This window comes from Pseudomonas frederiksbergensis (assembly GCF_003732275.1).
Taxonomy (GTDB): Bacteria; Pseudomonadota; Gammaproteobacteria; order Pseudomonadales; family Pseudomonadaceae; genus Aquipseudomonas; species Aquipseudomonas frederiksbergensis_H.
Genome location: NZ_MOBM01000039.1, coordinates 997,687 through 1,019,034, shown reverse-complemented (window position 1 = coordinate 1,019,034; position 21,348 = coordinate 997,687). Strand labels below are relative to the sequence as shown.

At 54.2% G+C, this 21,348-nt stretch carries 17 protein-coding genes; 3 read left to right on the top strand and 14 right to left on the bottom strand.

Annotated elements, in window-relative coordinates; all coding sequences use genetic code 11:
- Nucleotides 1-249: 249 nt before the first annotated feature.
- The gene (locus BK662_RS30935) at nt 250-627 is read right to left on the bottom strand and encodes a hypothetical protein (protein WP_123360707.1); all 378 of its coding nucleotides are present in this window, start codon (nt 625-627) and stop codon (nt 250-252) included.
- Between the two features lie 137 nt (nt 628-764).
- Nucleotides 765-1,094, bottom strand: a complete 330-nt coding sequence (locus BK662_RS30930) for a hypothetical protein (protein ID WP_123360706.1) — start codon at nt 1,092-1,094, stop codon at nt 765-767.
- A gap of 712 nt (nt 1,095-1,806) precedes the next feature.
- Between BK662_RS30930 and BK662_RS30925 the strand changes: the two genes are divergently transcribed.
- Genes BK662_RS30925 through BK662_RS30915 form a run of 3 tightly spaced genes read left to right on the top strand, consistent with a single transcriptional unit; the run spans nt 1,807 to nt 6,802 of the window.
- Complete coding sequence (locus BK662_RS30925) at nt 1,807-3,933, top strand: tetratricopeptide repeat protein (protein WP_123360705.1); 2,127 nt, start codon at nt 1,807-1,809, stop codon at nt 3,931-3,933.
- Nucleotides 3,934-3,947: 14 nt separating this feature from the next.
- Nucleotides 3,948-4,304 carry a hypothetical protein gene (locus tag BK662_RS35000; RefSeq protein WP_123360704.1) on the top strand — a complete coding sequence of 119 codons (357 nt, stop codon included), beginning with the start codon at nt 3,948-3,950 and terminating at the stop codon, nt 4,302-4,304.
- Nucleotides 4,304-6,802 carry an Hsp70 family protein gene (locus tag BK662_RS30915; protein ID WP_185047200.1) on the top strand — a complete coding sequence of 833 codons (2,499 nt, stop codon included), beginning with the start codon at nt 4,304-4,306 and terminating at the stop codon, nt 6,800-6,802. Before BK662_RS35000 ends, BK662_RS30915 begins: the two co-directional genes overlap by 1 nt.
- Before the next feature lie 208 nt (nt 6,803-7,010).
- On the opposite strand, the gene BK662_RS30910 is transcribed toward BK662_RS30915, so the two are convergent.
- From BK662_RS30910 to BK662_RS30840, 12 genes are all read right to left on the bottom strand, one after another.
- Complete coding sequence (locus BK662_RS30910) at nt 7,011-8,618, bottom strand: type I restriction-modification system subunit M (protein WP_123360702.1); 1,608 nt, start codon at nt 8,616-8,618, stop codon at nt 7,011-7,013.
- On the bottom strand, nt 8,615-9,742 hold the full coding sequence (locus BK662_RS30905; protein ID WP_123360701.1) for an AAA family ATPase: 1,128 nt from the start codon (nt 9,740-9,742) through the stop codon (nt 8,615-8,617). Before BK662_RS30905 ends, BK662_RS30910 begins: the two co-directional genes overlap by 4 nt.
- On the bottom strand, nt 9,739-10,989 hold the full coding sequence (locus tag BK662_RS35630; protein ID WP_259695970.1) for a restriction endonuclease subunit S: 1,251 nt from the start codon (nt 10,987-10,989) through the stop codon (nt 9,739-9,741). The genes BK662_RS30905 and BK662_RS35630 overlap by 4 nt, the downstream gene beginning before the upstream one ends.
- Nucleotides 10,979-13,987 (bottom strand): type I restriction endonuclease subunit R, encoded by a 3,009-nt coding sequence (locus tag BK662_RS30890; protein WP_123360699.1) that lies wholly within the window; start codon nt 13,985-13,987, stop codon nt 10,979-10,981. The genes BK662_RS35630 and BK662_RS30890 overlap by 11 nt, the downstream gene beginning before the upstream one ends.
- A gap of 130 nt (nt 13,988-14,117) precedes the next feature.
- Nucleotides 14,118-14,420, bottom strand: a complete 303-nt coding sequence (locus BK662_RS35950; RefSeq protein ID WP_123360698.1) for a hypothetical protein — start codon at nt 14,418-14,420, stop codon at nt 14,118-14,120.
- Nucleotides 14,421-14,478: 58 nt separating this feature from the next.
- Nucleotides 14,479-15,066: a terminase small subunit gene (locus BK662_RS30880; protein ID WP_259695969.1), complete on the bottom strand. Its 588-nt coding sequence runs from the start codon at nt 15,064-15,066 to the stop codon at nt 14,479-14,481.
- Between the two features lie 254 nt (nt 15,067-15,320).
- Nucleotides 15,321-16,622 (bottom strand): tyrosine-type recombinase/integrase, encoded by a 1,302-nt coding sequence (locus BK662_RS30875; RefSeq protein ID WP_123360697.1) that lies wholly within the window; start codon nt 16,620-16,622, stop codon nt 15,321-15,323.
- Between the two features lie 376 nt (nt 16,623-16,998).
- Nucleotides 16,999-18,318, bottom strand: a complete 1,320-nt coding sequence (locus BK662_RS30865; RefSeq protein WP_123360695.1) for an AAA family ATPase — start codon at nt 18,316-18,318, stop codon at nt 16,999-17,001.
- Nucleotides 18,315-19,184 carry a toprim domain-containing protein gene (locus tag BK662_RS30860; RefSeq protein WP_123360694.1) on the bottom strand — a complete coding sequence of 290 codons (870 nt, stop codon included), beginning with the start codon at nt 19,182-19,184 and terminating at the stop codon, nt 18,315-18,317. The genes BK662_RS30865 and BK662_RS30860 overlap by 4 nt, the downstream gene beginning before the upstream one ends.
- Nucleotides 19,181-19,450, bottom strand: coding sequence for a hypothetical protein (locus BK662_RS30855; RefSeq protein WP_123360693.1), 270 nt, complete (start codon nt 19,448-19,450; stop codon nt 19,181-19,183). The genes BK662_RS30860 and BK662_RS30855 overlap by 4 nt, the downstream gene beginning before the upstream one ends.
- Nucleotides 19,451-20,086: 636 nt before the next feature.
- Nucleotides 20,087-20,296: a helix-turn-helix transcriptional regulator gene (locus BK662_RS30845; RefSeq protein ID WP_123360691.1), complete on the bottom strand. Its 210-nt coding sequence runs from the start codon at nt 20,294-20,296 to the stop codon at nt 20,087-20,089.
- A 112-nt stretch (nt 20,297-20,408) separates the two neighbouring features.
- Nucleotides 20,409-21,266 (bottom strand): DUF6387 family protein, encoded by an 858-nt coding sequence (locus BK662_RS30840; RefSeq protein ID WP_123360690.1) that lies wholly within the window; start codon nt 21,264-21,266, stop codon nt 20,409-20,411.
- Between the last annotated feature and the right edge of the window lie 82 nt (nt 21,267-21,348).

Here is a 21,348-nt window from a genome sequence, read left to right as displayed (position 1 = left end):
TGGCATTTTCAGGCCGTTGGCCAGGCACCCTGAGCGGGCATCTTGTTGGGCCCGGTGCGGTCTTTGCCGCACCTCTTCAGGGCATAACAGGCAGCTTGCCATGCTGCCTTTGATTCATCAGCACCAAAGCGACGTGTTCGATTCTGTCTACGACTATCTATTAAGTCTAGAAGAGCGCAGGCCGAGGCGTTCGCTCACTGAGTAGTTTTCAGGTAACCCTTGAGCGCCATGGGCGGGGTGTCAAAACACTCACTTGGCGGGAAGGATCATCACCCACAACACCACCGTGGTCAGTGCCGCCAACACACTGCACGCTCCGGCGATGACATGACGGACGACGGGGTATTCAGACTGCTTGAGCCAGGCAATCACCAGAAGCCAAGTTCCGACAAAGGCCCCTAAAACCGCCATCAACGTATAGAACATGAATACTACGCCCCGTGCCGAGTTTCCTCCGGGGACAAACCATCTGTTGAACAGAATCAGCACCGCAAGCCCGACAATAAAGCTACCCACGGCACCTGCCAGATTAGCGAGCCACAGATTCCCGGTACCACGGTTCCTCACCACCCAAATCCACATCCCCACTGTCGCAGCGAAGAACACCAACACGCCGATTAGCTGCATTCAATCCTTTTCCTTGTTAACAATGCCCCTGAAACCGCTATTGGTCATCTTTGATGAGATGAAGCTATGGAGGCACGATATCAAACTGATAGCTCTGTGCTGAAGGGCGTTGTTGTCCGGGTGGGTTTTGGTTGCACTCACTGAATAGCTTTCAAGTAGTCCTTGAGTGCGATGAGCGGTGCATCAAGTTGCTCCAGGGTCTGCGCACCACGCAAATCAGCCGACAATCTATGTAGTTCGCGCCCTAGCGGCGTATCTACGCCGCCTATAGCGTCCAGCGCCAAACCCACACAATGCGCCACTCTAAACTGAATACCCTCGACATCACCCCTGCGCACCAGCAAGCCGAATACCTCCCGCTCATAGTCACTCATGATCGGATCATCCCGCAGAATCGGACTTTCACCTTCCGTCTCATAAGCCAGCTTGAAGGCGAAAAGGGCAACGGTTTCCAGTGGCAATTCCATTGTGTGAATCCTTGATTCGTTAGCGAGCGGTTTTGGGCTGTCGCGCCGAAAGAGCAAAATCAAAAGCTCGCAACCTTCGGCAGCTCCTACGGGGCGGCGGGGTGGGCTCACTTTTCTTTAGGCGAAAAAAAAGGCCTTGCAAAGCAAGACCTTTCTTAATTTTGGTGCCCGAGGGAGACTCGAACTTTGGCTTGCAGGCGCCATATTAAGCTGTAAGAGGGATGGTGTCGCCAATATCTACTCACATTTCTACTCACAACACCTGCTGTTGCTTTCTAACCTGCGGAGAGTTTTCTCCATTCGTTCGCGCAAAAGCGACCGATCAGCGTTTGGTTTGAGCTTAAACAAGCTTGGTTAGTCCATAACCAAGCAATACGCCGATGCATATCAGGCCGATGGCCGACTCGAGGGCAACACCTCGCTCCAAGGCCCCTAGGGGTACTTCTGTAGCTCGCTGAACCTAGACAGGATCAGGCGTTGTTGCTCACGAAACAGTTTGTTCTGCTCTCAGACCGTTCAATCTCGATTTTTTCATATTCGGTACCTCTAGGTTGCACATCAAGCTCAAACCTTAATGGGGGGAGGCGAATTTACGCGATGGGAGCAGCAGGCCAGATTTTGGCAATTTCAAATATGACTCAGGATCCTTGACTACACTCACCGCCTGTAGCGATACGTACGGCATGCAGGAGCACGCGACAAGGAGTTACAAATGTCTTTGACTGCGGATGAGCTCATTGAGAAGGCCAAAGATCAAAGAGTTCGAAAAAGGTACAAGGAGGCTCTGGTTTCTGCGATGGCTGCAGCTGAGGCTGAGCCGGACAATGCCAGCGCTTGGTGGCATGTCGCACTGAGTCGGTGGGACATGGGGGATGCTAATAACGTCATTCCGGCGTTACGCAAGACCCTCGAATTGGCACCTCAATTTACTACTGGTTGGGTGTACCTTGGTCGCGCCTTGATGAAGGTCGGCGAGAAGGGAGCTAAGGACGCGTTTATGGAGGCGCTCGAATGTGATTCGGACAGCCTAGAAGCGCTCGAGGCACTGTCAGGCATTTATGCCAATGAAGACAATGTCGACCAGGACGATGAGGAACTTTTGATCCTTACTCACATTGAGATGTTGGCAAGTTTGTCCAACTTTCAAATAAACAGATTCGGAATACTGAATTATCGCAACAATCATTTCTTCGAGGCCATTAAGTATTGGCAACAGGGTGCAACGTTCTCCGACCATCCAGCGAGCCTTTACAACCTCGGTCTTGCCTACAGCCATCCTGAGATTTCGCAGGACGCCGACGCTGTCGACATGTGGAGGCTTACCTCGCGTCGCTTCCCAGATTACGAACCTCCGATCAAAAGCCTCTCCAATGCCCTACCGAGACTTCAACAGTTGGCCAGCAACGCCCGTCTCCAAGGCGATACTCTTCTGCCGAAAGAGCAGTGGTACACGCATTACCTCAACCCTTTCGAGCTACTCAACCCGCCAAATAACCTAGACCTGGATGATTTTGATTCTAAGGCTATGCAGAGACTCAAAAAGTCGCTGTTACAGGAAATCGATCTGGAAGATGGGATCGTTTCTTGGATACCAGGTATCACCATCGATAAGTCAAAAGCCATCGGTGTTTGCGAAGAGTTGAACAATGAGCGCAAACGGGCATTCCACTGGTATGTCTTCCAGAACAAACCGTTGTTGGCGTTTCTTTGCAAGGGGGCGCACGAGCATTTCCTCGTCGACGAGCTAGAGTCGCATTTGGACACCATTGAACTACTCAATAACGAAGATAATGGTTTCCGCGAGTGGCTCAGTGATATTTTTGCGTCGCAGTTCGATCGAGTGCTATCTAAAGTTATCGACTCTAGAAACTTCATTGTACTTGAATGCTTGCTCGACGGGCGGCGTTGGGTTGCATCTTCCCGCGCGGATATATGCTTCGAGAACGCGCGTAGGCTTGTTGACCGTCTTTTAGATCCTTTACGAAAAGCCAAACATAATGCAGACAGCAAAAAATACTCGACTTCATCCATCAGAGAGATTTTGGAAACAAATGCGTTGGTCGTCATTCTTAACCTACTTCCAGCGTATTTTCGTGATTATCAGAACGACGCCGTCACACAGATACGTTCCATCGCCATCAGCTGTTCCAACAGCCATGGTGACAGCAGTTTGGCTCGTGAAATGCTTCAACTCACGAAAGTGTTTCGTTTCAAATCAATCGACCTTAACCAAAGGCTTGAGGAGGACTTCGAGAAAATAGAAGAACTGATCCTTGAAGAGCGCAAGGACGAGGCAAAATTGTCCAGTGGCTCAGAATCTTGGGAGATTACTAAGGAAGGCGTTAAGAAGGGTGAGAGATTCATTGCTGCTGCCGACGTCCATTCTGTCCGGTGGGGAGCGCTGGTCACGAGAGATTCGTTGGGAGAGGTCTATGACTTCTTCTTTGTAGCAACAAGCAAAAAGAATGATATGAAAATCATCTTTAGTTGGAAAACGAAGGATATAACAGTAGGTCAGAAGTATTTCGGGGATTTGATAAATGCTGCGATTAACTACCTCCTACCTCAAGTCATGAGGTGGATGGAGAATCAATTGCAGGCAGGGCTTACTCTACACATAGGGCCTTGTAAGGTCTCCTCTCAAGGGATCAAGTTTGAAACATCGGGCTGGATTTTCACCACGCCCCACCTAGTGCCATGGCGTAGGGTGCGCGTAACGATCGAGAACGGAGATGTAATCGTGTCGGACGAGCAATCCCGCAAGGTCAGAATTTCTCTCTCGCTCAGGGAAGTAGATAACGCGCCAATGCTCAGCTTCCTAGCTAATACCTATAACTAAAACGAGGAATGAAGATGGCTCACTTCCCTGCGATAGAGGTTCCCAAGTGGACCCTCTCGCTGCTCAACAATCTTTATGAAATTGAAAGGAAGCTCGCGCTGCATGGCGATCCGGGAAACGCTGGTCGCAATGTGGAGAAGATGAAAGACGCTTTTATGAGCGAGGGAATTTTTTATGAGGACCCCATGGGGCAGCCGTTCAGGGAGACTAGGACGGACCTTGAGGCGGCCATCTCCGGATCGGGTACCGAGAACCTAGTTGTCGCGGATGTCATAAAACCCATCATCCGAGTCCAATGGGGGCATGCCGAGAGTTCGCGGGTAGTCCAGAAGGGAATTGTGGTAGTTCAATCGAAAGAGGGGGGCGTGTAATGAGCAAGATGGTGAGTTTTGGCATCGACCTTGGTACAACAAACTCCCTGATCGCCAAGTTTGACAAGGGGCAGGTCGAGGTTTTTAAGAATCCCAACGGCTTCAAGGAGACGCTTCCCTCAGTAGTGTTTTTCAGGAACGATCGCATTCTGATAGGGGACCAAGCGCGTACGTACGTGGAGAAGGATCCCAAGAACGTCGCCAGCAGGTTCAAGCGAAAAATGGGTACGACTGAGACGATCAAGATACAGTCTGTCGGCTCCAAGACGCCCATCGAGCTTTCAGCCTTCATCCTTAAGGAGCTCAAGAATTTCGTTCATTCGGGCGAGGCTGTGGAGGCAGTCGTTATCACCATTCCCACTTCATTCGATACCGTGCAGTCGAACGCAACCAAAGAGGCGGGCGTGGCCGCAGGCTTCAAACAGGTGGTGCTCCTTCAGGAGCCCATCGCAGCTAGCCTTGCCTACGCTAACAGGGAGAAGAACGTCGATCTGCGCAACAGCCAGTGGATGGTTTACGACCTGGGCGGCGGAACCTTTGACGTGGCCTTGGTGAAGATCGTCGAGGGCGAGCTGACTGTTGTCGATCACGAGGGTGACAACTATCTTGGCGGCTGCGACTTCGATGAGCAGATCATCGAGAAGGTCCTCGTACCCGAGATCTTGCGTCGTGGGAGATTCACGGACCTGCTTGGCCAGATGAAGAGCGAGAAGGGGAAATACAATAAACTCTGGTACCGCCTGCTGCACGCCGCCGAGGGCGCGAAGATTGAACTCTCTACGAAGACATCCGCAGAGATCGATCTTGAGATGGTCAGCCTCGTGGACGAAGATGGAGTCGCGATCGACTCCCTACTAAATATTACGCGTTCGGAGTTCGAGGATGTCATCACGGCGGCTATCGATAGCACAGCCGATATGATGAAAAAGATACTCACTCGGAACTCCCTGCGGCCAGAGGATTTGAAGTTCGTACTTATGGTGGGTGGCGGAACGTATATTCCCTACGTACGCAAGCGCATTGAGGAATTGATGGGCATCCCGGTAAACACGTCGATCGACCCGAGCAACGCGATAGCCATTGGTGCGGCTTATTTCGCGGGCACCAAGGAGTTCAAGGCAGGTGGTGATACTGTCAAGGTCCCCTCTAACAGCCGTCAGCTCAAGATCAGGCAGGTTTACAATCGCAACTCCCAGGAGTCCGAGGAAACCTTCAGTGCCAAGGTAGAGGGAGACATCTCGAGCCTGTTCTACCGCATTTATAGCGAAGACGGAGCCTTCGATAGCGGCCTTAAGGCCCTTTCTAACAGGATCATGGAGGACCTCCCGCTTCGGGAAGGGGCCTTCAATCTATTTCAGTTCAGAATACTGGACGTGCAGAACAACCCTATCGATGTCGGCCTGGACTCCATCCAGATTGCTCAGGGCCGTTATAGCGTGGCAGGGCAGATGCTGCCTGAGGATCTTTGCCTTGTTACCGACGACATTGCTAACAAGGACACGCGGCTCAATAAGATTTTCACGAAGAATTGCGTGTTGCCGGCGAAAACGAAAAGGACTGTCGAGGTGGCCAAGACCATCGTCAAAGGATCCGACGAAGAGCTCCGCATTATGGTGGTCGAGGGGCCAGCCGAGAAGCACTCTTCCACAAACAAGCCCATTGGGAGCCTGCTGATCACCGGAAAGCAGATCAGCCGTGATCTCATTAAGGGTACCGAGATTGACCTCACCTTCGATATCTCAGAATCACGCGATCTCACAATCTCGGCCTATCTCAACGGCACTGGTCAGGAGTTCTCGCAGGTCTTCAATGGCACTGCGCGCCATGTTGACTCACGCCAGCTGGCTTCTGAGGTTTTGCAACTCGAGGCGAGCGTCCAGTCCGAGGTGGACGAAGCGGCGGCTAACGGCAACCACGAAGCGGCGGAGAAGCTGGAGCGCTTGCTCGGAAAGGTACGAGGCCTCATCTCCGAGAGCGGGACTCTTTCTGCTGACGACGTGACAGACGATCGTTTCAAACTCGAGGACAAGAAACGTCGGGTGGCTGAAGAGGTATTCGAGTTGACGTCCTCTAAGCGCTTAGACGGAGCGAGGGCGACTTATGCGGAATCGAGGCAGGACGTCGCTTCTCTAGTTCAAGAGAATGGGAATGATCGGGAAAAACATCAGTTACGCGAGCTTCTTGCGCGTGAGCAGACGTTTATCCACTCGACCAATCCCGAACGGGTTGAGGCTGCGACTAGCGAGTTGGCACGGATAAAGTGGCAGATTCTCATGCGCATGCCTGACTTCCTGGTTGGGATGTTCGAGCACCTTGTGAAACACCGTGCTTCTATGAACGACCAAATGCAGGCCAAACAGCTTTTTGAAAATGGGAAGCGCCACATCTCCAGCGAATCTTGGGACGACCTGAATCAGGTGAACGGCCGGCTTTGGGACCTATTGCCAGAAGATGAACGTGAGGCAGAGGATATGCGCCTCTACACAGGTATCGTCTGACGGTTTTGAGGCATCCCGGCATTTCGACTTGCCGCCGGGTATGGCTCTAGCCGTATCCCTTGGCCAAAATGGTGGAGCCTGTAATCCTGAGGTCAACTTACGACTCTTACCCAAGGTGTTGGCGGAGTAGTTGTGATTTGTAAGCGCATAACAAGGCATTGCTGTCCGCAGTGCCTAGTTATGCGGTCTCATTGAATCGCTTTACGGTTCACGCTAAGGCTGGTAGACCCAGCTCTTTCAGGAACGCATTGTGTTTGTCCCGTGCCACCTGAATGGTTTTTTCCAGTGTAACCAGTTCGGCATTCACAATTTGTAAGTCAATCTCTACCTCTGCGCTTGACGTGCTGATATAGCGAGAGATATTCAGGTTGTAGTCGTTCTTCTCGATCTCCTCCATCGTCACCCGGCGGGCGTAACGGGGTTCTTCCTTGCGGAACTGGTAGGTCTCGATGATCTTGGCGATGTTCTCATCCGTCAGATGGTTCTGGCGCTTGCCTTTAACGAAATGTTCAGCCGCGTTGATGAATAGCACGTCGTCCGGTTGCTTGCATTTTTTGAGCACGAGAATGCAAACCGGGATACCGGTGGAGTAAAACAGGTTCGATGGCAAGCCGATCACGGTGTCGATGTGGCCGTCTTTCAGGAGCTTGGTGCGGATGCGCTCCTCAGCACCGCCCCGGAACAGCACGCCGTGGGGCAGAATGATGGCCATTACGCCCTCGTCTTTCAGGAAATGAAAGCCGTGCAGCAGAAAGGCAAAGTCGGCAGCCGATTTGGGGGCGAGGCCGTGGTTTTTGAAGCGCACATCGTCGGCCAGGGCGTCAGTGGGCTCCCAGCGGTAGCTGAAGGGCGGATTGGCCACGATGGCGTCGAACGCGGGTTTTTTGGCGGGATTCAACTCGCGCAGGATGTCCCAGTCGTTAGTCAGCGTGTCACCGTGATAGATCTCGAACTCAGTGTCCTTTACTCCATGCAGCAGCATGTTCATGCGAGCTAGGTTGTAGGTGGTGATGTTCTTTTCTTGACCGTAAATCTTGCCAATGCCATGCGGCCCCATGCGCTTGCGCACGTTAAGCAGCAGCGAGCCTGAGCCGCAGGCGAAGTCCATAACGCTATCCAGGCGCTGCTTGGGGCCGGTTTTCGGATCCTGGCTGTCGAGGGTAACGATGGTGGACAGGATGTCGGAAATTTGTTGGGGCGTGTAGAACTCCCCCGCCTTCTTGCCTGAGCCGGCGGCAAACTGGCCGATCAGGTATTCATAGGCATCGCCCAGTGCATCGATGTCCGTGGAGAACTCCGCCAGACCCTCGGCGATTTTTTGGATGATGGTACAGAGCTTGGTGTTGCGCTCTGTATAGTTCTTGCCCAGCTTTGGGGAGCTCAGGTCGATTTCCGAAAAAAGTCCCTGAAAGGTGCTCTCAAAAGACTCGGTTTCGATGTATTTAAAGCCCGCCTGCAGTGTATTAAGCAGGTCACCGTTCTGGGTGCGGGCCATATTGGCGATGCTGTTCCAGAGGTGCAGCGGCTGGATGACGTAATGCACCTTGCGGCGCATCTGCTTTTCAAATTCGGTGATGTCGTCCGGGTTGTTGGCGTACCAAAGCGCCAGTGGCACACGTCGGTCTTCATCTTCGACTTTGGGGTAATCGCTGCCCAGCTCCTTCTTGGCTCCCGCCTCATAGTTGTCTGACAGATAGCGTAAGAAGAGAAAGGACAGCATGTAGTCGCGGAAATCATCCGCATCCATGGCCCCGCGCAATTGGTCGGCAATGGCCCAGAGGGTCTTGCCCAGTTGTTTTTGGCTGGAGTCGTTCATGGTTTTAGCTCAAGAGTCGGGATTGGTGCTGACGTGGTGGCAGGCTGCTCTAGGATGTCGGGCAGAGCGAAACGGTAGCGGTTGAGAAAGGCACTGAGGATTTGCCGGAATAGCTGCTTGGTATCGTTCACCATCTCCATAGGTTGATAAATGGCGTATTTGCCGTGGCTCAGCAGGTTAAGCGCTCGGGAATAGAGCACCTCATCTTCTACGCCGTGAATACAGGCAGAAAAATCGTCATACCCGAAGAAGGTCGCGGTCTTCTCCATGATGCTACGCAGCATATTGAAGTGGTAGGTATAGAGTTTGCCACCCTCAGCAGCCTTGTGGATTTCAGCCAGCGTTGCCACATGATGGAAAAATGGCGTGTCATCCGTTGCGCGCAGGGTGTAGGTGGTACCGCATTCGGGCCGATGGAGGAAATATTTCTTATGCGGCTCCTTCTTCAATTCATTGCACACCACGTTGAAGAACAGAGCGTGGTGGGAAGAGAGGACGACTTTCCAGCGATCTTTGCCTCTGCGGAGCAGTTTCGCCAGATCGCTCGCCACGGCAATGGCGTTGTTGTCGTCCAGGGAGGAGATGGGGTCGTCGATATAGAGGTATTCCACCCACGCATAGGACTCGGCTCCGTCAATCACTCGCTCGCAAATGGCCATGAACAGGCACCAGATGAAAATGTTCTCCTCTCCGCGGGATACCTTGATGTAGCTGGCCTCATCTTTCCGAAAGCTGATGGTCCATTTGTCGTAATCGATATCAAAAATAAAATCCGTGTAGCGGCTGAGGTAGCCCCCAATGCTTTCCTCCAGGGCCAAGTCCTTGAGGCCATTAAAGAACTTGGAAGCCGCGTTGAGACGTAAGTACCGCGCGCTATCGTTATCCAGGTCGTTGTCCCAAGAGAAAAGGTCTTCGGTGAAGGCGTTGAAATAGAGCGTGTCGGGATTCCCCTTGTTTTTGCGCTTCCCCGCGTCTTTGAACTCCATGGACAGGCGGGTTTTGCCTGTGCCGTTGTATGCGTAAAGCAGCACAAAGCCCTGATTTCCACCGGTCAGGTCATCCCGCAACCGGGTGACCAGTTTTCCGATGTTCGTGAACTTCTGAATCTTCGGCTTCCCACTCATGCAGCTGTCTCCGGCGCAGGGAAAAGCTGCTGCGTTAGTCCTTTCTTTTGCGTTTTGAAAGCTGCTAACTTTTGGGTTTGGGCGGTGATGAGGTCGTCGAGGGAGGTCAGGCAATCGGCGATGCGTTGTTGTTCTAGGATGGTAGGAACAGCAACGATTAGTTCTTTTCGGAAAGTGGTTGGATTAATGTTGGCCTGACTAATGCTTGGCTTGGCGAGTGTCTTGATTTTCGCCTGATGCAATGGCGTATTTAGCATGAAGTTACAGAACGAAGGATCGATCCGCTGTTTGTTCAGACGATATGTGACGATGTAGGAGGCTGTTATGCACTCTGATTTGAGCCGGAAGAGAGAAATCTTTCCGACTAGAGCAGGACTATTGGTTCTATTGAGAAGAATGTCTCCGTCCTCCAGCCGGAAGGATTCGAACGAATCGGGATCTAAATCGATATAGACTAAGTTTTTAAAATCTAGTCCACCGTCGACCATGTTTCCCATGCGCAGAACCGGATACTGGCCTTTCGGTGACGTTGAACTCGATGTTCCATAGAAGGACTTGCTTACAAACTTATCAAATGGACGCACTTCCCACTCCCCGGCGTTTTGGAATTCGGGAAAGCGGAGGCGGGGTTGGGTTTCGCCTTCGCGAGGGAAAAGTAGCTGCATCAGCCCTTTTTTATGGGTCTTAAGCGCATGCACTTTTCGAGCTTGCACCGCGATCAGATCGTCTACTGAATTGAGGCAGTCGGCGATTTTTTTTTGTTCGTCAGGTTTGGGGACTGCAACCCTGATTTTTGAATAGGCAGATATCCAATGTCGTCCATGGGCACCGACTTCGTAATCAATTCTCTGCATTGATTCGTAAATGAACTTAATGTTGGCGCCTTCTTTTGCCAACAAAATCTTCATTGCTGACGATTTTGCCTTGAACCGAAAGTCCACATATTGGGATGCGGTTGTGAAATCATCAAAAATAATAACTGGAAGGGGGTGGTCAAAAACCCCTTCGGTCTCATTCGTATATCCCAAAATGAAGGTTTTTCCGGCCGTGACGACGGGTGTTTCGTACTTGTCGTCGTAGGCCGTGCTATTCACCAAAAACTTTGTAGGCTGGAGATATTCCAAGCATTCTCCCAACTCTTTTGGCCCCCAACTCTCCGCATTCTGAAACTGTGGAAATCGCAGCTTGGGCACCAATGTGGGTAGATCGTCTTCCTGTAGGCTCATGGTTTTAAGTTTACTGCTCATACGCACTAAGTCCTGAAATGTCGCGGCCTTGGGCGCGTTTGGTTAGCAGAGGGTGCAAATCTTCCATCAGGGCCAGCTCGGCTTGGGTGCGGGCTTTCCAGCCGAGTTCGAGCGGAGCCATAAGGTCGCTAAGCTGTTCGCCGTCGAAGATCATGCGTTGTAGGATGCCCTCCACAAAGCCTTGCAGGGCGCCGGGTGGCAGCCGATGTTTTGTGGCAATGGTGGCGAGTTCAGCACTGTCCTTTTCGTTTTTGAAGTGGGCGTAGCCATCACGGATAGCGGTTTCGCTGAGGCCTTCTCCGGCTTTGAGGGTGGCAATGTAAGCGGCAATGTCATCTCGCTCGTTCAAAAACTTGGCATCGGCCTGGATCAGACCGATGAGCTGTTCGCGGCTCATCTTCTGCTTTCCAGGTTCCTGCTGCGAGAAGCGGGACATGAGCCCCACGATATAGTCGTAGTCAATGACGGCTGAGGCGAAGAGGACGAACTCGAAATCGAGCTGGTCCACCTCGTCTACGGGGCCATCTGCATCTTTGCCGCCCTTGTCTTGCTGAGCTTTGAGGCGCTGGGCCGTTTCCAGATAGGCGCCGCGAAAGCCGAGCAGATTTTCCTTTGGCAGGATGTGCTCAATGGCGGCGGCGTTGTCCGCGGTGAGATCGGTATATTGGTCAAGCTGGGTCTTGAGGCGCTGCACTTCCTTGAAGTGGCAGATAAAGGCAGCGCGGGCTTCGTCGCCCTTGAGGTTGGGTACAGCCTCTGGAGCGCAGTCCAAGCCCTGTGATTGCAGGAAATCATCCAGCTTTTGCACGGCGGTTTGCAGTTTTTCAATAACCACAGGGGCCTTGTCCACCAGCCAGATTTCGCGTGCTTGCGAGTCGGATTTTTCACCAGAGAATAGGGTGATGGCGACATCCACAGCTTCTTGCTGCTGGCGAAAGTCGAGGATGTTGCCGTAGGGCTTGGTGCCGTTGAGTACGCGATTAGTGCGAGAGAAGGCCTGTATCAAGCCGTGGTGCTTGAGGTTTTTGTCCACGTAGAGCGTGTTCAAGTATTTGGAGTCGAAGCCGGTGAGCAGCATATCCACCACGATGGTGATGTCGATTTTCTGCGCATGCGGGTGGTCGGCATTAGGCCATTGCTGGTCTTTGATTCGCTTTTGTACGTCCTGGTAGTAGAGGTCGAACTCGCTGACGCTGTGGTTGGTACCAAAGCGAGTGTTGTAGTCGGCTAGGATAGTCTTGAGGGCTGCTTTTTTGCCTTCTGGATCTACTTCGTTGTCCTGCTTTTCCTGCGGAAGGTCTTCCTGAATCTGCTTCACATCAGCATTGCCCTCAGCGGGCGGCGAGAAAACACAGGCAACATTCAATGGCTGAAAGTCGGGGTTGGTAAGCTGCTTGGCTTTTTGCAATTCAGCAAATAGGCCGTAGTATTCGATGGCGTCGTTAATACTGGCGGTGGCGAGGATTGCATTGAAGCGGCGCTGGCCGGTGGCCATGTCATGCTTGGCCAGAATGGCTTCGATGACCGCTCGCTTGGCCAGGCCTTCACCGGACTTGGGGATCTTTTTGCCTTCTGGCTTGAAGTAATCGATATGGAAGCGCAGAACGTTTGCGTCTTCAATGGCGTGAGTGATGGTGTAGGCGTGCAGCTGCTTTTGGAAGAGTTCTTCCGTGGTTTGGTACGAGGCCTGCTGGTCTTCCACCTTAACGCGGGAGGCATTGTCCTCAAAGATGGGGGTGCCGGTGAAGCCGAAGAGCTGGGCCTTGGGGAAGAACGCTTTGATTGCCTTGTGGTTCTCGCCAAACTGGGATCGGTGGCATTCGTCAAAGATGAAGACGATGCGTTTGTCGCTCAGCGGGGCCAGTTGCTCTTTGTAGGTGAGCTGCTCGTTCCTTTTGCGCTGCTTATTGCGCTTGCTGTTTTCATCCAAGGCGAGGCCGAGCTTCTGGATGGTGGTGACGATGACTTTGTCGGCGTAGTCCTCGGAAAGCAGGCGACGCACGAGCGCCCCGGTGTTGGTGTTCTCCTCGACGCAGCCCTCTTGAAACTTGTTGAACTCTTCGCGCGTCTGACGATCGAGGTCTTTGCGGTCCACCACAAAGAGGCATTTCTCGATGTCAGGGTTGTCCTTGAGTAAGGTGGAGGTCTTGAAGGAGGTGAGCGTTTTCCCGCTGCCGGTGGTGTGCCAGATGTAGCCGTTGCCGCAGTTTTGATGGATGCAGTCCACGATGGCCTTGACGGCATAGATTTGATACGGACGCATCATCATGAGCTTTTGCTCACTGGCAATTAGCACCATGTAGCGGCTGAGTGTTTGGCCGAGCGTGCATTTGACGAGGAAGGTCTCGGCAAAGCTGTCGATGTGAGTGATCTTCTTGTTCGCCTCGTCGGCAAACTGATAGATGGGTAGAAAACGCTCGTCGGCGTTGAACGCGAAATGGCGCGCATTATTGTTGGCGAAGTACCAGGTGTCAGTGCGGTTGCTGACGATGAATAATTGAAGAAAGCACAGCAGGGTTTTGGTATAGCCGTTGCCGGGGTCGTGTTTGTATTCGACAATCTGCTCCATGGCGCGGCGTGGGCTGATGCCAAGAGTCTTCAGCTCCACTTGTACGCACGGAACACCGTTGATGAGGATCAGGACATCGAAGCGGTGGTGACTGTTGTCAGTGTTGATGCGCAGCTGGTTGACGACCTCGAAAGTGTTTTTGCACCAGTCCTTGATGTTGACCAGGGTGTAGTTCAGTGGGGTGCCATCTTCACGGGTGAAGGCATTGCGCTCGCGAACGGTGCGGGCTGCGGCGAAAACATCGGGGGTGACGATCTCGTCGAGCAGGCGCGCAAATTCGCCATCGCTGAGGCGAACGCGGTTGAGGGCCTCGAATTTTTCGCGAAAATTGCGCTCCAGTGAGGCGCGGTCTGTGATATCTGGGCGGTAGGTGTATTTGAGCTCAACTAGCTTGTCTATGAAGCTTCGTTCGGTTTTTTGCTCGCTCATTGATGGTGCTCTGCGCTCTTCATAATGGCCCGTAGTAAAACATGGCTATTGTGAATCTCCACGTGCCAACTGGAAAGGGCCTTCAGTTGAGCTATGCGATACCCGTCATTTCTTTTGCAGTTGCCGATAGCTACCAATGGGTATCGTGCGCCCACCACCATCCTGCGAGCACGTTTAGCCTGAGCCCGCTCCGTCCAGACTCGCGCTGCGCTGTAATGCAGAAACTCATGGCCGTGATCAAGGCCATGCAGTTCTTGTCGTAGCCGCCGCCGATCAGTCCGACTTCTGGAATGCCACGACCCACGCATTGGTTGAGTACGGCTTCGTCGCGAGTGGCGGTGCATGGAAAAGGGGGAAGTGGAAAGGGGGCGATCTGCTTATAGGGCAGACCGTCTGCTTTCGGCTGAAACCACCGCTCGTGAAAGGTAGCCATCGACTTAAACCTGGCGTCTAGATGCGTCTAGCGACTCGCTCGCAACAAACATCTGAGGTCAGACATATTTCTCGAAGTACTCGTCCAAATACTCCGGTAGTTTCTCATCTACCTCTGCCGCCAGGTTGCGTGCCACTGCAATTTCACGCTGTAGAGACTCAAGGTGCCTGGGGTCCATCTCGGGATGTTTACGTCGAAGTTTGAGCGGCACGGTTTCAAGCACCGAAGCGATATGCGAAGCGACTTTGCTCAAGACGAAAGTGGCAATCTCCACGGGTATCAATTGCTGCTCCATGACCTCGTTCTTTTTCTCTTGGGCGTCGGCCTGCGCCTTCGTAAGCCTCACTTTCTCTTTCATCAGATGGTATTCGACCAAGGGATCGATACCGTCCCCAACCAGATGGCCCGCTTCCGCTTTTACCTGGCCCCTGCTGAGTCCTCTTAAGTAACGAAAGTAAGCCAGGCGACAGTGCTGAAGATTTAAACCGCCATTGCCCCGCGAGGTGGGCAGGATACCGTCTGCGAGCAAGTAGCGAACTTGCCGATCGGTCAAGTCCAAGTGTTGGGCAAGCTCTTTTTGATTCGCCATAACTACCTCAAATACACATAAGTGAAAGCGGAAGCGGAAGTCGTCAAAAAAACTCATACATCGTTCGAAGTCGGGGCTCGAATTACCCGCAATGGGGGGTGGGGGCCAGGAGTACCTTTTCAGATTGGGTGGTTCGACTCCAGCCGGGTTGGCCTTCGCGGCCTCTTCAGACGTTCGATTAACCTCTGCGCTATTGCGATCTCTGCTCGGGATGCACCGTGAGGTTCGCCGGTCAGACCATCGGCAGTTCACCGTCAGTTGTTGGCGGCGAAAGGTGTGATCCGCATGGGAGATGAGGCCTTCGTCCAGCGTCAAAATATCCTCCTCGGCAATGGATCCTGGGATTGACCGAGAGCCTCGTGCACAGGGGCGTGCAGCACGGTTGTCGAAGTCACCTGTCCCGGTCCTGTCCCGTGATGCAGCGCCGCAAACCCTCGCTGATCCAGCCATGCATGCCAGTCCTCCAACGCCTTGCGTTTCAGCGTGTCGGCGCTGGTGTGGATGTAGGTGGCGGTCAGGGTGTTCATCGCATGGTTGACCAGCATCTCGCCCACCAGGTAGTCCACGCCCAGGTCCATCCAGGCGGTGCGGGCGACTTTGCGCAGGTCGTGGCTGGTCCAGTTACCCTGACTCAAACGAACAAACACCTGGCTGGCCTTGCTCGCACTCAAAGGTTGTCGCGTCTGGCCGGGAAACAGGTAGGCGCCAACATAACCGCGGTCTGCTTGGTGCTGTCGGTAGCGCCGCAGCAACGCACATACTTGATCGGTCAGGGGCAGGGTGAGTTCGCGCTTGGTTTTGGTGTCGTCCGCAGGGATGAACCAGTGGCGGCGGGTCAGGTCGATGTGCTTCCAGCGCGCCACCCGGGTTTCACCCAAACGGGTGCCGTGGCACAGCATCATCAGCACCAGCATGCCTCCGACGGGGGATGTCGCGAACTCTGTGCTGAGGTTCGCCAAGACCTCTTCCAGGTCTTCCGCGCGCAAATGCGCCGGCTTGGGCTTGATCCGTGTCTGCACAAAATCGTTGAATTTCAAGCTGGCCATGGGATTGACCACGATCAGACCCAGTCGCGCAGCTTGACGGAAGGCCACGGTCAACACGCCGTACACCGAGCGAACAAACGACAGGGCGTAGTGTTCCTGCATCGGCCACAGCAACAGTTCGTCCAGGGACGCGCGGTCCAGGCCAGTCAACGGCAAGGTGTGCAGTCGGGGTTGTAATTGGCAGCGCACGGCCGACTTGGCGCTGGCTTTGCGTTTGGCCGATAAACCGCGATCACGGGACATGCGCTCCAGGTACCACGCCAGCAGATCACCGACCGTTTGCCAGCGGTTGACCGTGGAGCGTGCACCCGGCTCGGCAGCCCGTCGCAGCAGAATCGCCGGCAGTGTGGCCTGCATGGCTTTGGCGTTGATATCGGGATAGTTACCGGCCTTGCCCCATTGGTCACCGACCACGACAAACCACGAGCCTTTGGCGCGGTTGATGGAGGAGTAGCGAAAACGTAAAGCAGGGAAGCGCGGGTCACGTAATTGGCGGACAGTTGAGTCAGCCTGGCGACGAATTTCCGTGTCGGTAACGATCACGTGCAGCGTCTTGGAGGCGGTCATAAGGAGGTGCTCCCGTGGTCCAACAACAGTCGATGGATCCTGGCGGCCCAGGCATTTGTGCGCATTCAAGTTGTAGGCCTGAACCGCTACGGGAGGTCGGCATCTGGCCATCGCCACCGAACCTCGCTCAGTGCCTCATCCCTGGACAGGGGCTCACCAAGCATGATGCACAGGGGCTTGCCTGCTCGGATCACCTGCCAGTGACATCGCCGTTCCACGCCATCGTTAGCAACCAGTTCGGCGATCAAGGCCAAGCGGTTGCGTTTCACATATCGCCGAACCTCATCGGTCAGTTTCGAGAGGGGGGATACACGGATACGCATGCCGGTTCGGCGGGCGGTTAAGCCCCGATCCTTGAGGTAATCGAGAGCGGCCATCAAAGGTCCTCCCAATCGTTATCAAGGTGATTGCGGGCACAACCCGGCTCTGAGCGATCTGCGTTAACGGGGCTCATCAACTCTTGAAGGGGCTCACTGTTATGACTGAGCGCCTTCGGGGAACAACTCGGTTTATCCCAGTCATGCCCTTTTTCATCAGTCGTGCCCATGTCCTGCCGTGGGCATGATTGTTGTTTTGAGGGCGCGAGGGCAGGGTAGGGGCGAGTCTCCTCTTCCGCTTGGGGCAATGACCAGTGGGTCACCGTCTCGCTTCCGAAGCCGGATCGAACTGTGACGACAGAGAGTCGCTCGCGGGCAGTCCTAATTTGTTTTTGGGTATAGCCGTTGCCCAGCATCAGCCTCTTGGCTTCCTTTCCGGACAGTGATCCGGAGCTGAGAATACGGCGCAGCGCTTCGGCGGGGTCGTCGCTGTCGTTGAGTGACTCATCGTCCACCGACTCAACATCACGAAGAATGTCCCGAGCAGATCCTTGTATGAGGTCACCCCAAAGAACGTGGGTGGTCTCAATACCTCCGGCAATGGTGCAAGGTTCGATCGTGTAGGAGACGCCGCCCTCGTCGGTGCCAATATTGGACTTGGCGCGCGCCAGCACTCGAGCATCGGAGTCCTGCTGTTTGGCGGCAACCAGCACCGTCCGAGCCAATGCGGAAAAGGCCTGTGAACCGATCACCCGATCGGCGGGTGTTGAGCCAGCTCCACCTTTGGCGAAGTGACTGATACCAATCACCGCACACAGGTGCTGTTCGGCAAAGTCCACCACGCCTTGCAGGCCGCGGCGAACGTCGTTGGCCTTGTGCATATCGCCTTTAACGGCGCTGACCACCGGGTCGAGCATCAGCAGGGACACCCCACCGATCTCACGGGCTGTCTCTCGCAACAAGCCAATGTCGTTGGATGGATCAAAAGGGTCGGCCTCGCCCCTGATGTTGATTCGACCTTGGATAATGTAAATACGTGACCGATCGGCGCCAGCGGCAACCAGGCGTGGCACCAGCGTATCCGCTGGGTCATCTTCGCTCGACCAGATCAGCACATTACCGGCTTCTTCGCACTGCTCGCCGTCCGGCCAACGTCCACCGGTGGTGATGGTCGAGATCAGGCTCAGCAGTAACGTGGTTTTCCCGGTGCCGCCGGCACCTGCAAGGATGTGCAACTTGCCTTTGGCCAACCAACCCGGCCAAAGCCAGCGGATGGCCACCGGTTTGATACTGGCGGCGCTGACGGCATTGACCCTCCAAAGTTGCGGTTTGGCATCAGGTCGCAGTGGAACCGTCATACTGTTGTCTGCTGGCTTCATTGGGCGGCCCTCCAGGTGTGAAGGTCGTTGAAGTCAGTAAGGTCATCCGGTGAGCCAGCGGGCCAGTCGGGGAAACTCACCCGTGCCCCAGATGCATTAGCGGCATCAATTGCCGCCGCGCGGCCAGGGTTACCCCGCGTCTGTCGATCGTCATCGCCTGCGATGATGATTTCGATATCGGGGTACTTGGCCCGCAGTAACAGCGCCACCGATTTGAGGTTGCCGGCGTTCATGGCCACGGCGACGGTGCACCCTCCCCGATGGAGAGTCGCTCCGGTTGCCCACCCCTCGCAGATATACAGCGGCCGACCCGGTGCGACGCGGCCCAGCGGCGAGTAGCTGGCACTGATCCGTCCACCGGAGAGGAACCGCTTGGAGCCGTCAAGGGAGATGCGTTGCAAGTTGACCAGCTGCCCACTGACATACAGAGGCACCAACAAATGGTCGCCGCGCTGGCGCAGACCGTATGGCCGTACAGCTTTGACGACTAGATAACGGTGGTCTGGATCGGCGTGAGGGGCATTCACCCACCACCGCTGTGCGACTTCAGAGGTAGCCTGCTGGCGGCTGAACTGCGCGGTTGTTCGCTGTTGACGGGACTGCTCAATGTGCTGACGCAGCCGCTCAACGCTGCGAGGCTCGGCAGAATCACGGCTATTCCAAGTGCTTTTCCCTCCCGCTTTCCAACTACCGAATGCGGCCGAGGCGATGCCATCCAAATACAGCACATACCAACCGTTCACTGTGCCGGGTTTGTCGTTCGGAACATGGAATCGATGGATTGCGCCGTCCGCCACCGGTAACCAGTCGAGCTGCCCATAGACCGTTTGCAGGGCGTTACGAAAAAGGATCGAGGCGTCGGTCATACGGCCTCCTGAAGTGGTTCCAGCCTCGCTCGAACCGCGCACAGTTTGGTGGTGCTTATAGATGGCTGGTCCGCGGGCAAGCGCTGGTGCTCTCTACCGCGCAGCGCCGTCAGCCCGTCGAAAATGCCGACCCGCTGCATGAGCAGGAAGTCGTCAATACCGGAGGGTTGGCCGTCGTGAACCCACAGTCCACGTGATGCCCAAGTAATTTTTTTCGGGCATGCCTTCGGCGTGGCCGCCATATGGCAGCGTTGAAAAATCGTCATGATTAAGCCCTTTTCTTAATGGCGTTGCGCCAAAAGGAGAATGCTGATCCCGCGTCGATCAGGGGGTATGGTTCACCCAGGCATGCCGTGGGGCGGGCCATTAGCCTGATGGTTCGTTGATCTGGAGATGGCGCTCATCAGGCGCGCCCTCCAGTGTCCTGGCCAGTTGATGGCGGACGGTGCTCAGGTGTTTCAAGGTCTTTATTCGGTGCCGCTGTCAGCGCCAGACTACGGGCAATTGCCATATGGTTGTTATAGCGGGCGAGGCGGACAGATACTGATGCGTTGGCGCGAAGGGCGACGATGGCCAGTGCGCGGTGCATGGTACTTCACCCACGTTTGCCGATGGATTGTGGACGTGGAAGATCTGCATCACTGACGCTCCTCGGTTAAAGGAAGCGCTAGCGGCCTTCCTACGGGATTGGACGACGGCGTGGTGTGGGCTTGGAATACTGGTTATTAGGGAAATCGGCGGGGCCGAAACTTTCTCCAGCACCGCCCGACGTCGAGTGATGAACGTCAGTGGTATCACTCCGTCCATTTCCGTCAGTCGTGCCGCTGCGCTTTCAGTCGTGCCCAGTCCGGGGCATGGGCATAACTGGACCAAAAGGTCACGAGTGATCGATTGGGTAATCATCACGCCGCCTCGGTGCGTGATGCGGCGATGCGCTCGGTCACCCACGTGTCAACCTCGGACTGCACCCAAGCCGAATGGCCTGGCGCCAACTTTACTTGGGCCGGAAAGGTGCCGGTCTTGATTCGGCGATAGAGTTCCGACTGACTCAACGAGGTGATCGACAGGACTTCCTTGATGCGGATAAAGCGGCAGGGTTCTTGAGTAGCCATTCCGTATACCTCGTAAGGGGCTGCTGGGTATGGCTACGGATTAGATACATTTATGCTGCGACTTACGTCCCAAATTTCAACGGTTGAAATATTCCGGAAAACTATTGTGCACTTAACTTTCCACATTGATGGGCGTATGCAGTGAGGCCTCTGTAGCAGCCAATTCCAGAAGCTCGGCTAAACCACCGTCAGCCATCAGCCTTTTAGCTAGCGGGATTACGGTCTTTCGGAGGTTGCTTTCACCTATGTCATGACCCGGGCGGATTGCGGCTGCCATAACTCGGTCAGGAATGTTGGCGCCTGTCTCCATTTTCCAGATCAACAAATCTAGGAAAGGCAAAAGGCCGTTTCGTGCCCAGCTCTCAAAAGAGGGAGTGCGGTACCTCTTTTTCTTTGGGGAAGGGGGCATTGCGGCTCGCATCTTTAAAATCTGCTCGATAACGTTTTCTCTTAAAAGCTCAATAGGCAGCTCCTGATCTACTCGGAGGAGGGCGTATTTTACTCCGTTGACTGACATCTCGTTAGTGAGCAAGAGTGGGGGATCTTGTGTCTTGGTAGGGGGTGGGTTTTCTGACATAAGGCTACACATATCAATAAAATATTGTACTGGGTCAAATTCATAACCCGGCACGCTGCTCGCGTGGTCATACAAGTGCCTGAACGTCAGGGGGGTAGCACCGCATTTTTCATTTGTAAGGGATAGGTCCATTCCATCAATGCTGGGCAAGTCTGGAATTTCCGCATCTTCCACGGCGATTCCCCTCGTGTATTTGATACCCCGTGAAAACGCAGAGAAGTATTCTTCGGCAAGGGGGTCAGCCTTATTGTTGCTCTTTTCCAATAGGTATAATAAAGATTGTCTATGCCTGAGTTGTTTGTACAAGTCGATCATTCGAAGTTTAGCAACACACAAGTAGTGATCGATGTTGTACCACTTCGGAATTTCTTCAATGCTGATAAATTTGGCCATTACTATGCGTACCTGATAATTCCCATTTTGAATGGTTCGGCCAGCCAGCTAGGCGGATGGGATGTCCGTCGTCCATTTCCAG

Coding starts and splice junctions, on each gene's coding strand:
- BK662_RS30935 (WP_123360707.1), bottom strand. CDS start 627: ATGCAGCTAATCGGCGTGTTGGTGTTCTTCGCTGCGACAGTGGGGATG.
- BK662_RS30930 (WP_123360706.1), bottom strand. CDS start 1,094: ATGGAATTGCCACTGGAAACCGTTGCCCTTTTCGCCTTCAAGCTGGCT.
- BK662_RS30925 (WP_123360705.1), top strand. CDS start 1,807: ATGTCTTTGACTGCGGATGAGCTCATTGAGAAGGCCAAAGATCAAAGA.
- BK662_RS35000 (WP_123360704.1), top strand. CDS start 3,948: ATGGCTCACTTCCCTGCGATAGAGGTTCCCAAGTGGACCCTCTCGCTG.
- BK662_RS30915 (WP_185047200.1), top strand. CDS start 4,304: ATGAGCAAGATGGTGAGTTTTGGCATCGACCTTGGTACAACAAACTCC.
- BK662_RS30910 (WP_123360702.1), bottom strand. CDS start 8,618: ATGAACGACTCCAGCCAAAAACAACTGGGCAAGACCCTCTGGGCCATT.
- BK662_RS30905 (WP_123360701.1), bottom strand. CDS start 9,742: ATGAGTGGGAAGCCGAAGATTCAGAAGTTCACGAACATCGGAAAACTG.
- BK662_RS35630 (WP_259695970.1), bottom strand. CDS start 10,989: ATGAGCAGTAAACTTAAAACCATGAGCCTACAGGAAGACGATCTACCC.
- BK662_RS30890 (WP_123360699.1), bottom strand. CDS start 13,987: ATGAGCGAGCAAAAAACCGAACGAAGCTTCATAGACAAGCTAGTTGAG.
- BK662_RS35950 (WP_123360698.1), bottom strand. CDS start 14,420: ATGGCTACCTTTCACGAGCGGTGGTTTCAGCCGAAAGCAGACGGTCTG.
- BK662_RS30880 (WP_259695969.1), bottom strand. CDS start 15,066: ATGAGTTTTTTTGACGACTTCCGCTTCCGCTTTCACTTATGTGTATTT.
- BK662_RS30875 (WP_123360697.1), bottom strand. CDS start 16,622: ATGACCGCCTCCAAGACGCTGCACGTGATCGTTACCGACACGGAAATT.
- BK662_RS30865 (WP_123360695.1), bottom strand. CDS start 18,318: ATGAAGCCAGCAGACAACAGTATGACGGTTCCACTGCGACCTGATGCC.
- BK662_RS30860 (WP_123360694.1), bottom strand. CDS start 19,184: ATGACCGACGCCTCGATCCTTTTTCGTAACGCCCTGCAAACGGTCTAT.
- BK662_RS30855 (WP_123360693.1), bottom strand. CDS start 19,450: ATGACGATTTTTCAACGCTGCCATATGGCGGCCACGCCGAAGGCATGC.
- BK662_RS30845 (WP_123360691.1), bottom strand. CDS start 20,296: ATGGCTACTCAAGAACCCTGCCGCTTTATCCGCATCAAGGAAGTCCTG.
- BK662_RS30840 (WP_123360690.1), bottom strand. CDS start 21,266: ATGGCCAAATTTATCAGCATTGAAGAAATTCCGAAGTGGTACAACATC.